At 49.2% G+C, this 14,744-nt stretch carries 7 protein-coding genes; 6 read left to right on the top strand and 1 reads right to left on the bottom strand.

Annotated features, from left to right (window positions below):
* The first annotated feature begins 33 nt into the window (after positions 1-33).
* The 4 genes from ACF8OV_RS18585 (at position 34) to ACF8OV_RS18570 (ending at position 10,304) form a co-directional block, all read left to right on the top strand.
* Positions 34-2,454, top strand: coding sequence for a GH92 family glycosyl hydrolase (locus ACF8OV_RS18585; protein WP_029809482.1), 2,421 nt, complete (start codon positions 34-36; stop codon positions 2,452-2,454).
* Between the two features lie 47 nt (positions 2,455-2,501).
* Positions 2,502-5,207 carry a GH92 family glycosyl hydrolase gene (locus tag ACF8OV_RS18580; protein ID WP_203504371.1) on the top strand — a complete coding sequence of 902 codons (2,706 nt, stop codon included), beginning with the start codon at positions 2,502-2,504 and terminating at the stop codon, positions 5,205-5,207.
* Positions 5,208-5,280: 73 nt separating this feature from the next.
* Positions 5,281-7,734, top strand: a complete 2,454-nt coding sequence (locus ACF8OV_RS18575; protein ID WP_203504362.1) for a GH92 family glycosyl hydrolase — start codon at positions 5,281-5,283, stop codon at positions 7,732-7,734.
* Between the two features lie 89 nt (positions 7,735-7,823).
* Positions 7,824-10,304 (top strand): GH92 family glycosyl hydrolase, encoded by a 2,481-nt coding sequence (locus tag ACF8OV_RS18570; protein ID WP_276397701.1) that lies wholly within the window; start codon positions 7,824-7,826, stop codon positions 10,302-10,304.
* 31 nt (positions 10,305-10,335) lie between these two features.
* On the opposite strand, the gene ACF8OV_RS18565 is transcribed toward ACF8OV_RS18570, so the two are convergent.
* Positions 10,336-11,406: a nitronate monooxygenase family protein gene (locus ACF8OV_RS18565; protein WP_276397702.1), complete on the bottom strand. Its 1,071-nt coding sequence runs from the start codon at positions 11,404-11,406 to the stop codon at positions 10,336-10,338.
* A gap of 278 nt (positions 11,407-11,684) precedes the next feature.
* Here ACF8OV_RS18565 and ACF8OV_RS18560 point away from each other — a divergent pair, with 278 nt between their 5' ends.
* Complete coding sequence (locus ACF8OV_RS18560; RefSeq protein WP_140244338.1) at positions 11,685-13,250, top strand: bifunctional UDP-sugar hydrolase/5'-nucleotidase; 1,566 nt, start codon at positions 11,685-11,687, stop codon at positions 13,248-13,250.
* Positions 13,251-13,283: 33 nt separating this feature from the next.
* Entirely contained in the window at positions 13,284-14,726 is a 1,443-nt protein-coding gene (locus ACF8OV_RS18555; RefSeq protein WP_276446801.1) for a hypothetical protein, read from the top strand.
* Positions 14,727-14,744 lie beyond the last annotated feature (18 nt).

Below are 14,744 nucleotides of genomic sequence, written 5' to 3'. Positions count from 1 at the left end.
TTTATATACGAATAACGACAAAACGGTATGCACATGTTTAAACGTAATCTTATCTCTTTGGCTATCCTGGTTGGTCTGACGGGTGGCTTGGCTGGCTGTAACAGCGACAACGATTCTTCCTCTTCACTGCCTGGCGATCCAATTGTTGATCTTGCGGTGTTGAAATACGTCGATCCAATGATCGGCACAGCAGCTTCTGGTCATACATTCCCGGGCGCGACGGTACCGGCAGGTATGGTTCAACTGTCTCCAGATACTTTCATCGGTTCTAACACTGATCATGAATCAGGGCTTAACCCTTGGCACTCAGCTTCTGGCTACTGGGATTCATCCAACTACGAAACTGGCGAAGTGGTTAACACTGACGTTCCGCTGTACGGCTTCTCCCATACTCACCTTTCAGGTACAGGCGCAACGGACTTAGGCGACATTTTGGTTCTGCCATACGCAGACATGGCGAACACACAGCTGAACTCGTTCGACAAAGCCAATGAAGAAGCAAGCGCAGGCTACTACAAAACCAAGCTGAACCAAGGTCAAATCGAAGTAGAGTTGAGCGCAACCAAACGCGTTGGTTTGCACAAATACACTTTTGCTGAAGGCGCAGACCGCAACGTGAAGTTCGATTTAGGTCATACCCTAATGAACAACAACGGCAAGTCTTTGAAGAACAAAGTAGAAGTGGTGGACGAATACACCATTCGCGGTCGTAAAACATCAACAGGCTGGTTCCAAGGGCAAGATCACCAAGGTCAGGACATCTTCTTCTACGCGAAATTCAACCAACCAATCGCCAAAGCACTGTTGGGCGAACAAGATCTAGAACCAACGCGCGAAATGCGTAATGGCGCGGTTTACTCAGGCGATGATCTGACCGCTTACCTAAACTTCGGCACAGGCGAAGAACCAATTGAAATCCGCGTGGGTATCTCTCCTGTTAACTGGCAAGGCGCACAGAAAAACTTAGAGGCGGAAGCACCAAGTTTCGACCTAGCACAAGTGAAAGAAGACGCGGAATACGCGTGGGCTGAGAAACTAGCAAAAATCAAAGTTGAAGGCGGCACAGACGCAGAGAAAACCAACTTCTACACTGGCATGTACCACATGATGATCGCCCCAATCGAGTTCTACGATGTGGACGGTCAATACGTCGATATGCTTGGCACAGTGCGCACACTGAAAGATGGTGACACACCAAACTACTCGATTTACTCAACGTGGGATACGTTCCGCGCGGTTCACCCAATGTGGACCATCATCGACCCAGACCAAGCAACGCTATACGTGAAAGACTTGATTCGTAAATCCAACGACGAGTTTGGTCTGTTGCCGAAATGGGAAGGTCACGGCTCAGAAACCGGCACCATGATCGGCTACCCATCGGCAGCAATTTTGGGCGATGCGGTAACCAAAGGCTTGATTGATGCCGAGCAGGCTTACACCGCATCAGTAAAATCAGCTCGCTACACACCGCATGAATACCCACAGATTCATGACGACATCCTAAGTTCACTTATGGCAGGTCAGTTGAACTACCACGAGAAAGAACAGTGTGTTCGTTACCCGAACTGGAACTCAGTGTCGTACTCGTTGGAATTCTCATTCTACGATTGGACGATCGCAGAAATGGCGAAAGCCGCTGGCGATATGGACGCGTATGAAGAGTTCAAAGCTCGTTCTTACAACTCTTTGAAACACTGGGATGCAGAAGCAGGTAACGCAGACGGCACGGGCTTCTTCGTACCAACAGAGCTGAAAGAAGGCGACCCATGTGCGCTGAAATACGCTTCTACTGACTTCGACCCATACAAGTCTGACGCGTTCTACTACACAGAAGGTAACGCGTGGCAGTGGCAATGGGCGTTCATGCAAGACTTGGACAAGCTGACTGAAATCATGGGCGGCACGCAAGGTCTGAACGACAAGCTGAACAACCTATTTACTGCCGATCCAAATGGCGGCGAAGCGCACCAAGACATGACTGGCTACATCGGTCAGTACATTCACGGTAACGAGCCTTCGCACCACGTTATCTACTTGTACAACCGTACTGAAGAATCTTACAAGGCGCAGGAATACCTAGACCAAGTTTACGACCAGTTCTACAAACCGACGCCAGACGGCATCATCGGTAACGAAGATGTGGGTCAAATGTCGGCGTGGTACTTGATGTCGGCACTGGGCTTCTACCAAATCTCGCCAACCGATCCAACCTACAGCATCGGTCGTCCAATCTTCGACAAAGCGACGGTAGACATTGGCTCTGGCACCTTCACGGTAACGGCTGAGAACAACGGTCCAGACAACATGTACATCAAAGAAGTGACCATAAACGGTAAGCCTCTGGATGTGTACAACACCTTCCAGCACAGCGAATTCAAAGCAGGCGGCGAACTGCACTTCGTGATGACAGCTGACAAGTCTGAAGCAATGCAAGCCAACCTAGGCGAATAATGATTTTGAGGGGACCTCGTGTCCCCTTTTCGCGTGGAATAAAAACAATGAAACTAAAAAGAACCCTACTCTCTACCGCAGTGTTAACCGCCATGCTTGGTCTTGCTGGTTGTGGCAGCGACTCTGATCCGGAAACTCCGGTTATCTCTACCCCTACTTTGGAATTCGTTGATACCTTGATCGGCACTAAAGGTCTTGGCAACGTCAACCCGTCTCCAGTCATGCCAGAAGGTATGATTCAACCGTCACCAGATAACTTCGATCCAAACGGTTGGAATGGCAAAGGCTCGCCTGTAGAATACGATCCTGTGCACAGCCTGCTTTCTGGCTTCTCAATGACCCACATTTCCGGCGCAGGTAAAGGCGATCTAAACGACTTCGCTTTCTTGCCATACACAGGCTTCAATACCGATGCCGTGACCATGGATAAAAGCTCGGAAGTGGCAGAGGTTGGTTACTACTCGGTTGACCTTGTAGAAACTGGCGTAAAAGCCGAGCTTTCAGCAACCGACCGCGTAGCGTTCCAACGTTACACTTTCAAACCGGGTGAAGACCGCAAAGTACGTATCGACCTGCAACACGAACTGTTGGAACAATACGGCAACCACTCTCGCAGCATCTACTACAAACGCGTTAACGACACTACCGTCGTAGGCGCGCGTACCTCAAACGAATGGGGTCAATGGCAAACCGTGTTCTTCGCGGCAGAATTCTCTGATCCAATCGTCGAAGAGAACCTGTACACCAAGCTGGCTTCTGAAAGCAAACTCACTCCAACTGACGCTACCGAAGTCGGCTTGGAAGATTACCGCGGTTACGCAGAGCACAAACCAATGCCGGGCGAACCAGAACCTGATCCAGAACGTTTGGCAAAACGCGCAAACGATGTCCTGACTCACTTGAACTTTGGTAAGAGCGATGAGCCATTGGTGGTCAAAGTAGCGATTTCTGGCACTGGCGTTGACGGCGCACTGAAAAACCTAGAAGCAGACACTAACGGTTGGGACTTCGACAATGTCGTACAACAAAACCGCTTGGCGTGGGAAAACATCCTTGGCGAGTTTGAACTGGAAGGTGGCAACAAAGCCGACAAAACCATGTTCTACACCTCGCTCTACCGTACGTTCGTTGCTCCATTCCTATACCAAGACGTGGATGGCAAATACCGTGGCATGGATGGCAAAGTGCACCAAGCAGAAGACGGCTTAGTGAACTACTCGGTATACTCAATGTGGGATACCTTCCGCGCCGCACACCCACTGAAAACCATCATTGATAAAGACCGCGCGATTGAACACGCACGCGATCTATTGAACAAATACCAAACGGGCGGCGTGCTGCCAAAATGGGAACTGCACTCGGATTACACCGGTGAAATGGTCGGTCATCCTGCGGTCTCGGTTATTGCTGATATCATGGTCAAACACCCAGAAGCCTTTACTGCCGCTGAGTTTGATTTGGCGTTGAAAGCCGCTGACGAAACGGTCAACTTTAACCTTGATAAAACCGAAAGCTGGGTGCCTTACCAAGATGCTTGGAACGGTGACAAACGCTTCACGGTCATGACACGTCATAACGACTACCAAGAAGACGTCGGCTTTATTCCAGCCAACACCAAATGGGCGCCGGATTCTGGTGACAAACCGGGTTACGTAGAAGGCTTAAAAGTCGATAAATACGACGAGCTCGTGAACGAGTCAGTGTCTTACGGTCTTGAGAATGCTTACTACGACTGGTGTATCGCTCAGATCGCTAAACTTGCGGGCAACGACCAGCAGTACGACCGCTACATGGCACGTTCTGAATCGTTCAAGAACTACTTCGATTACAACCCAGAGCAATACGGTAAACTGCAAGACACCAAAGGCAACGCATTGGGTGCGACGGGTTTTATGCGTCCGGCTTACATGAACAGCGGCAGCAAGGTTTGGGCAAACAACCTGAAAGCCGAATGTTTGGACGAGAACATGGCACTGTCTATCCCAGACGGTATGGACTACAACGGCTGTAAAGACCGCAAAGCACTCAACGAAAGCGATGTGTTCTGGCCTTACCGCGCCGAGCACCGTGGTGAAGACTTCACCGAAGGCAACACATGGCAATGGACATGGTTTGCACCGCACAACTTGAACGGTCTGGCTAACGTGATGGGCGGCGAGCACATCGACCGCACCGACTTCTCTCTTCCAGAAGACGTAACAGAACAAGGCAGAGCAGCATTCTTAGCTAACTTGAATGCGCTGTTTAATGCGGACTCCAACGCCGATACGAGCCAATCACACGACATGTCTGGCTACATCGGTCAGTTCGTGATGGGTAACGAGCCTGATCATCACGTGCCTTACCTATACAACTGGACGGCAGAACCTTGGAAAACACAAGAAATCGTCGACCAAGCGATGAACGAGTTCTACCACCCAACCCATGAAGGTCTGATTGGTAACGAAGACGTCGGTCAGATGTCGGCATGGTATGTGATGTCTGCATTGGGCTTCTACCAAGTCACACCGGGCGAGGCAAGTTACACCATCGGTCGTCCTCTGTTCGACAAAGCCGTTATTCCAGTCGCGGACGGTAAATTCACCATCACCTCAGAAAATAACAGCCAAGAGAGCATCTACGTGAAGTCGGTGACCATCAACGGCAAACAATTGAGTGACAACTTCAGCTTCGCGCACAGCGATTTGAAAGACGGTGGAGAGCTGCATTTCGTCATGACTTCAGACAAATCTGAAGCGATGAAAGCGCAGTAGCCGATACCCATCCAAATAACGAAAGGGGGCACCTAGCCCCCTAAAAAACTTCACTTCAGTGGAACCAAAAAAAATGAAACTAAAAAGAACCCTTATCTCTACCGCTATTCTCGCTGCCATGTTTGGTCTTGCTGGTTGTAACAGTGATGACAACAACAAATCTGGTACTCCATCCCTCGACACCACACTAACTCAATACGTCAATCCATTGATTGGTACAGGCGCAGATGGTCACACCTTCCCTGGGGCGGTTGTGCCTTACGGTTTGGTGCAACTTTCTCCTGATACCGAAATGGAAGGCTGGGGCTCTGCTGCAGGTTACTTCGACCACGGCAAGCTGACTGAAATCCCAGTGTATGGTTTTTCCCACACTCACCTTTCTGGCACAGGCATTACCGACCTTGGTGATATCTTAGTTCTGCCTTTTACCAAGAAAGAAAACGCCGTTTTCAACACCTTCGATAAAGACAACGAAACGGCAGAAGCGGGCTACTACGCGGTTGAACTGAACAAAGGCGAAATCAAAGCCGAGCTAACCACCACACAACGTGTTGGCTTCCACCGCTACACCTTCAAAGAAGGCACTACGCCACACATCAAGTTCGATTTAGACCACACTCTCAACAAAGGTCACTTCAACAACCGCACCATGAAGGGTGATTTAGAGTTCATCGACGCTTACACCATCCGCGGTTTACGTAGCTCGAACGGTTGGGCGAACAACCAGCACGTTTACTTCTACGCCACTTTCAACCAACCTATCGTCAAAGCCATCGCTTTGGTTGACGGCGCAGAAACGGAAATCGATGTAAACAACGACAACATCGACGCAGTGAAAACCATCGCTTACCTAGAATTCGCACCATCATCAACACCGCTAGAAATCCAAGTAGGCTTGTCACCAACAGGCACAGAAGGTGCGGAGAAGAACTTAGAAGCAGAAGCGAAAGGTGTGTCATTTGATACTGCGCGCGCTCAAGCCAACGATGCATGGCACCAAGAGCTCAGCCGCATGATGGTATCTGGCGGCACGGAAGATCAAAAAGAGATCTTCTACACCGCGCTTTACCACGCTTCTATCGCGCCAATGATTTTCCAAGATGTCGACGGCCAATACCCTGCGATGCGTACTCGCATTCAAAAAGACGCGGGCGATACGCCAAACTACTCCGTGTACTCGATGTGGGATACTTTCCGCGCAGCGCATCCACTGAAAACCATCATCGATCCTGAACGTGCCGAAGAGTTTGCCAACGACCTGATTCGTAAATACGAAGACGGTGGCATCTTGCCGAAATGGGAACTGCACAGCCATTACACGGGTACTATGATCGGCTTCCCTGCGGTTTCTATCATTGCTGACGCGATGGCGAAAGGCTTAGACATCGACCCACAACTGGCTAAAGAAGCGGCTGAGTTTACGGTGCGTTACCAAGAGGCATCTGAATTCCCAGATTGGACGGAAGACAACAACATCGGCGCAGCAAACGTTGTGCAAGTGAAGGTGTACGAAGAAAACGGCTTTGTTCATCACGGTTACTGGAACAGTGCGTCTTACACGCTTGAGTTTGCTTACGGTGACTGGGCAATGGCAGAAATCGCGCGCATGGCTGGCGATGTAAAACTGCAAGAAGAGTTTATGACTCGTGCCGACAACTGGCTTAACCATTGGGATGCGGAAACTGGCTTCTTACGTCCGAAAAACCACCCGCTGAGCTCATCACCAAACAAACCGCCTTTGGAGTTCAACCAACCGATTGATGAAGAGCGTTTGGATGAGTGTGAAATGGTTGAATGGCCGGAAGGCTCAGGTGTGATGAAAGAGAAATGCCCACTGCTACCATTTGACCCTTACTACGTGGACGAGTTTGCCTACACCGAAGGGAACGCGTGGCAATGGAAGTTCCAACCAATGCACGATTTCAATCGCCTGAAACAAGAAATCTATCAAGCCGACTTGGCGCAAGGCAAAGACACCACGCCAGAGAAAGCCTTCCGTGAAGACTTAGACGAGTTATTCAATGCGCGTTCTTCAAACACAGGTGAAGAACTGCCAGACCTAACGGGTTACATCGGTCAGTACATGCACGGTAACGAGCCATCGCACCACATTCCTTACCTATACGCGCTAACCGATGAGCCATGGAAAGCGCAAGAGTACCTAGACCGCATCATGTCAGAGATGTACACCAGCGAACCAACTGGTTTGATTGGTAACGAAGACGTAGGTCAGATGAGCTCTTGGTACTTGATGTCAGCAATGGGCTTCTACCAAGTGACGCCTGCAGATCCGGTCTACACCATCGGTCGTCCTATGTTTGATGAAATCACCATTCCAGTGGAAGGCGGCGAGTTCACAGTCATCGCGGACAACAACAGCCCACACAACAAGTACTTGAAGTCCGTAACCATCAACGGTAAACCGCTGGATGCCAACTTCACCTTCAAGCACAGCGAAATCAAAGCGGGTGGCCAGCTTCACTTCGTCATGACGGGTGACAAGCAAGAAGCGCTTCAAGCTCAGTAACGTTTTATGTAATTCGTGTTTAAAGAATAAGTAGATAGATTAACTCAGTGGCAGGAAGTGACGCGCTTCCTGCCTAAGGAATCAAGATTATGAACTTTACGAAAACCGCTATCGCCACCGCAGTGATTGCAAGTGTTATTGGTTTGGCTGGCTGCAACGATGACGACGATAACACCTCACCAAGCGTCGATACTTCCAACCTAAAATACGTCGACCCATTCATTGGTACCGGCTTTAACGGACACACCTTCCCGGGTCCTGTTGTGCCAGAAGGCATGGTGCAACTCTCTCCAGATACCGAGCTGATCGGCTGGCACTCTTCATCAGGTTACCACTTCGATAAAAAGACTCTATTTGGCTTTTCACACACTCACCTATCCGGCACGGGTATGGGCGGCTTAGGTGACATTCTGTTCCTGCCGTTTACCGAAGATAAAGCTAAATACATCGAAGACAGTGACGACTACCGCGAAGCGATTTCAGTCAAGATGGACAAAACCTCAGAAGTGGCAGAAGCGGGTTACTACTCTGTGAAGATTGCTGAGAACGGTATCAAAGCTGAGCTTACGGCGTCTGAACGTGTCGGCTTCCATCGTTACACCTACCCGCAAGGTCAACCACAACGTTTGAAGATAGACCTCAACTCCATCCTTAACAGTGATTGGGGTTCGACCTCTCTGCGCAACAAACTGACGGTGAGCGAAGACGGTCATACCATCACAGGCGAGCGCGATGCAGCGCACTTCTCTGGCTGGGCGAAAAACCAAAAAATCTTCTTCTATGCGACTTTCGATAAGAAGATCAAAGACGTCTACATCCTTGCCAATGGTGAGCCTGTTGACGGCCTAACGGCAGAGCACGTTTCTGAATTGATTTACGATGACCAAGGCAATGCCATCAAACGTGTCAAAGCGGACGTCACTGCCTACATCGAATTTGAAGAGGAAGGCTCACAAGAGTTAAATGCGCAAGTGGCGTTGTCTGCGGTTGACCCACAAGGCGCAGAAAACAACTACGATGCCGAAGCGAATGTCTCTTTCGATACTGCGCGCAATAACGCGCGTGAGAAATGGGCAAAAGCACTCAACTTCTCTATCGAAGGGGGCACAGAAGATCAGAAAGAGATCTTCTACACCGCGCTTTACCACACCAAGATTGCACCTATGGTGCATCAAGACGTGGATGGTCGATTCCGTGGCATGGGCAAAGGCTCAATTCGTGAAGGCGAAGGGGAATACTCCATCGCTTACGGTCAAGCAACAGAAGAGCAGCCAAACTTCTCGGTTTACTCTCTATGGGATACCCAACGTGCATTACACCCACTGAAAACCATCACAGAGCCAACTCGCGCGGTGCAATACGCGAAGAACCTAGTTCAGAAGTACACTGAAAGCGGCTTGCTACCGAAATGGGAGCACTTAGGTGACGAAACAGGCACCATGGTAGGCTACCCAGCGGTAGCAGTGATTGCAGATGCGATCACTAAGTTCCCAGAAGAGTTTACTCAGCAAGAGAAAGAGCTGGCGCTGAAAGCCGCGATCGACTCTTCGACTTACGAGAACTACCCTGCATTGCAAGCAGATTGGGATCAAGGCGTATTGGATCGCACTTTAACCAAGCACATCGATTACATTGAGAAAAACGGCTTCACGCCTGCTATTCAGCGTGTCGATGGTGAACCTGTATTTGAAGACTACACGGTTGAGTCTGTTTCTTACGGTCTGGAAAATGCGTTCTACGATTGGGCTATCGCACAAATTGCCAAAGCAGCCGGTGATACTCAAGCGGAAGAGCAATACCTTGAACGCTCAAAAGACTACAAGAAGTACTTCGATTACAACCCAACGGAATACGCAGAACATGGCGTGACGGGCTTCATGCGCCCAGTGATGATTGATGAAACCTTCATGACGCCATTCGACCCATACGGCACAGAACACGAGACAGGCAACTACACCGAAGGTAACGCGTGGCAGTGGACTTGGTTTGTACCGCATGACATCGCGGGCTTAAAAACCATCATGGGTGGCGATGCTGAGTTCCAGAAAAACCTAGAAGCAACCTTCACCGCAGAAAGCCAAGGCACAGAAACACCGGATATGTCTGGTTTGATTGGTCAAGTTGCGTTTGGTAACGAGCCTTCGCACCACATTCCTTACCTATTCAACTGGACAGCAGAACCTTGGAAGACACAACAAGTCGTCGACCACATTCTGGATGACATGTATTTCGCTGCGCCAGAAGGCGTCATTGGTAACGAAGACGTGGGCGCAATGTCCGCTTGGTATGTGATGTCTGCATTAGGCTTCTACCAAGTGAACGCAGCAGAGCCTATCTACACTGTGGGTCGTCCGCTATTCGACAAAGCGGTGATTCCGGTGAAAGGCGGTACGTTCACCATCACCACAGAGAACAACGCCGATGACAACATGTACATCAAGTCTGTCACCATCAATGGCAAAGCTTTGGATGACGGTTTCTTCTTCGACCATTCCGAGTTCCAACCGGGTGGCGAGTTGCACTTCGTGATGACGGGCGATCAATCAGAAGCGATGAAAGCGCCTCAATAACCTTCACTTGAAATGTGTTCCTCAGGCCAAATCAGTCTGAGGAACATAAGCTCAAATCAATCCCTTCCACTAATGACAGTGTCATTTCTGCTGCCGAAACTTCTTTGCAACCCGACGAATTTTGTCCGCACCACAACGGCGTAAATTCATCTCGGTTTTGCTTCTCCATAAGCGCTCTTAACTGTGTCATTTCAATGGAAGCATATGGGAATTTCGGCGCAGATTCACAGATGTAGCCTAGCTCCGACATCGCGCGATTCACAATGCCTCGTGCAGGTCGGCCCGAGAAAACATTGGTCACCGCCGTATGCTGCGCGCGCTCACTGGCAATCGCATATCGATGTAAAGACGAGGTTTTTGCCTCATCACACAACAAATAGGCGCTGCCAACCTGCACGGCACTTGCTCCTAACTTTAGCGCGGCTGCAACACCGCTTTTATCGGCGATTCCTCCTGCTGCAATAACAGGTAAATTCACACGCTTGACGATTTGCGGTAACAACGCCATCAAGCCTAATTGAGTAGATAAATCATCTGATAAAAACATTCCTCGGTGTCCACCAGCCTCCAAGCCTTGAACGATAATGCCGTCAACGCCTTTTGCTGCCAGCCACAGTGCTTCATCCACAGTGGTCGCTGTCGAAAGGATCTTCCCTCCCCAGCCTCTAATTCGCGCTAACAAGTCATCGGCAGGCAAACCAAAGTGGAAACTGATTACTGGTGGTGCAAATGGTTCAATCGCGTCAGCAATATCATGATTGAAAGGCATCCTTGTCGGAGCGTTTGGCTGAGCCTGTACGGTTGCACCAACTTCAGCAAAATACGGTTGCAGCGTTTTTTGCCACTCTTCGTGCTTGTTAGCGTCGTATTTCGGCATTTCATGGCAAAAGAAGTTGAGGTTGAACGGTCGATTGGTCGCCTGTTGAATAAGTTGAAGTTCTTTAACGATGGCGTCTTTATTCAACATTCCACAAGGTAACGAGCCAAGCCCGCCAACATTACTCACAGCAATGGCCATTTGGCTATCTTGCACGCCAGCCATTGGGGCTTGAATAATCGGTAACTCTGTCCCCAAAAGTGCATTAAATGCGTTGTTTTTCATCGTTCTTCCTTGAGTTCATCCAACTGAGTTTTTGTTGTTTTATGCGCGCTTTCACTGATACGCATCAATATGTCCACTATCTCATATCGATTAATTTTCACCCAACTGCGTTGTTATTTCTGTGCACTCAACACCAACTCAAAATAACATTCCGCGTCAATTAGCGATTACTGACATGAATTTATGTGATCCAATTCAATCGCCTGAGTTACGTGCTTTTTTAAAGTTGCTCTGTTTCGCGAAACCTTACTTCTTACTCAACTTTTACCGGATCAACTATGAAGACATTTTCTAAAAAGCCGTTGCTGTATGCGTTAGCGGCGTTCTCTATCGGCGTGTCATTTTCTTCCTTTGCGGAAATTCGCAACGTCACGTTGCTGCACACCAACGACATTGAAAGCGTTTATGAGCCCGTTGACGCATTTTGGAATCCAGACATTAGCCGCATTGGCGGTATTCCTTACCTTGCCACACTGATCAAACAAACCCGCGCGCAAGAGGAGACCAGTTTCTTGTTCGATGCGGGGGACATTTTCACTGGTTCACTCGCGAAAAAAACGCAAGGCAAGCTCTCTTTCGATTTGTACAGCGCGATGGGCTACGACGCGATAACGCTCGGTAACCACGAATTTGAATACGGCTGGCAAACCTTGAAAGAGAACATGCCAAGAGCCGCCTACCCCGTGCTCAATGCCAACATCAAGTTTGAGCAAAACAACGCGCCTTTTGCTTCGCCATATACCATTGTTGAACGCGATGGCATTCGTGTCGGTGTGATTGGGGTAATGGGCGTTGATGCCTTCTACAACACTATGTGGAAAGGTAATCGCAAAGGTTTGACTATCGACGATCCAATCAAAACCACTCAGTTCTGGGTTGATAAGATCCGCGACGAAGTGGACATGGTTGTCGTGCTCACCCACCAAAATAAAACGGCACCAATGCAAACCGACAAAGAAGCCGATCCTGAAGTGCAACGCGGCTTTGATGAAGATTACGACATGGCAGGCAAGCTAAAGGGGGTCGATGTGATTTTTGGCGGCCACTCTGACCATGGCTTATGGAAGCCTGTCGTGCATCCAAAAACGGGCACAGTTATCGGCCTCACTTTCGGTCAAGGTAAATACTTGGGTTACACTAAATTTGCAGTAGACACCGAAAAGCACGACGTAAAACTGCTGGACGGAAAACTGATCCCTGTCGAGTCAGACAAGCTTGAACGCGACAAGAAAACCAGCGATCTTATCGCCAATGCTCGCAAACAATACCCAGATCTTGGTCAGCAGTTGGCGACCATTAATGACACGGCGTACCGACGTTATTATCGCGAATCCAACGTAGGTAATTTAGTAGCAGATATGATGCGCGAAGCCGCTAAAGCGGATGTGGGTATGATCAGCTCGGGCAGTATTCGCGTTGACCTCAACAAAGGCCCAGTAACGATGGAAAACGTAATGGATCTTTTCCCATTCACAGATAAACTTTCCGTCGTAAAACTCAACGGTGTACAGTTGAAAGAACTGTTGGAGTACAGCTACACCTTGCCTTACGGTCTGGCACAATTCTCCGGTATTGAAGCGCACTACGACAACGCAAAACCGCAAGGTAAACGCCTGCTCAGCCTGAACGTAAATGGCAAACCAGTGAACGACTCGCAATCATACAAAGTGGCCACTTACTCTTACGCAGCGAGCGGGGGCGACGGTTATCATGTATTTGAAAAAGGCACGTTAGAGTCGCAAGGTGATTCAGTCACCCAAGTATTGATTGACCAATTTAAAGCCAAGAAAGACGTTACCGTTCCTGCGTTGGGTCGCCAAGTGGATGTCAGCGTCAAAGAGTGAGTCTCTGACAAATAACCTCAAAGGATAAGCACCATGACTTTTCGTCAAGAATACAATGGCTGTAAGTCATTTGGCTGCCCTAATTGCGGCGTGCCTGATCTCAGTTTGTATTCGCGCTCAAATCGGCTTGGCTACGACGCGTGGCATTGCCCTGAGTGTGGTGCTTATCCTCCGGTTTTGATTAACGAGCCGATACTCGCATTGGCTCATCAACTACAACAGCAAACCTTTAATTTGAAGCTATTACCTCATTGTGACTGCCGCTTATCCGCTTGGCAACGTTACGGGAGAACCGCCGTCGGTAGCCCAAGAGTAAAGTGTCGCTGCTGTCAAAAAACCGCAACGCTGCTGAACCCGAACAAAGAATCCCACACACTCCAACCACTGCTTGATGCTCTATTGGCCGAGGTTTCACCCAAAGATTTACAGTATAAATTGGGCTTGAATCATCGCCGTTTTTCACAATCTCTTGAACGTTTGGCAAGTATGCTGGACACTTTTAGTCGCTTATACGAACGTCACTTATCGTTCTCGAATATCCAAACTCGCTCCTTTGTTCAAGTGGCGCGCTCTGGTTTTCGCCACCATGGCCGAGAACAACGTGCAGCGCATGTTTGGACACTATGCAGCGCCGATGCCCAAACGGGTTACGTGCTTTTGCTCAGTGACAACGCTTGGTTTCCTCAGACAGAGATGTCAGAGCACGTCATTCCTCAACCGCTTTGGGAGCCAAGCCGTTACCAATTAACGCAGCAAGAAGAAATGCCAAACGAATCAGATGTATTTCTCCAAGCACAGCGCACTTACGACAAAATTCTTAGCCGCAGCCAATTTGACCAACTCGCTTACTGCGATGGTTCGCACGCGAAATCAAAAGAAGTGCTACTCACTCGCCCAGTTTTTGCTGCGCACGCGCACATGCAAAACTTGGCGAAATACTTTGCTAACAAAGTGCCGAAACGCTTTGTCCTCGAACATGAAAGCTTTTTACGAGGGGCAGCGATCACCGCTTTTACCTCCGCCATTAAGCGGGGCACGACGCAACTCTATTATTGCCATATTGGACAAAGTGAGGAAAACCTGAGCTTCAATCATGCAAAGCAAAAGATGAGTTGGTGGGATGAAACGTGGCGTCGTGGAAACATCCAAAATCAATATGGGAGTTGGCAAGTGGGGATGGGTTGGCTGACTCAAAAAAGCGCCAGACTGTCGGAATCGATAGACGAATTAATCCCGGCACACCCGAATTGGAACAGCGAGTTTTGGAACCGTTATACCCAATGGTTACCACCAAGCTACGCTGCCCACTTGAGTTTGCAGCGCATTAAACAGTGGCAAGCGATTTATCGATTTCTCTATAACTACTCAGCCATCCAATCACCACCAAAAGTTGGGGTGGATGAGATCGACCTGTCTCGCGTCGATTGCATAGCCGAATCAATCAACCGCTCGATAAACGCTCCTGTACACCTTTGAACGCTCGAACAAGAAGGC

It is taken from the genome of Vibrio sp. GLN_1, assembly GCF_043106015.1.
GTDB lineage: Bacteria > Pseudomonadota > Gammaproteobacteria > Enterobacterales > Vibrionaceae > Vibrio > Vibrio parahaemolyticus.
The sequence above is the reverse complement of the archived record's forward strand: the minus strand, read 5'-3'. Positions and strand labels throughout refer to the sequence as shown.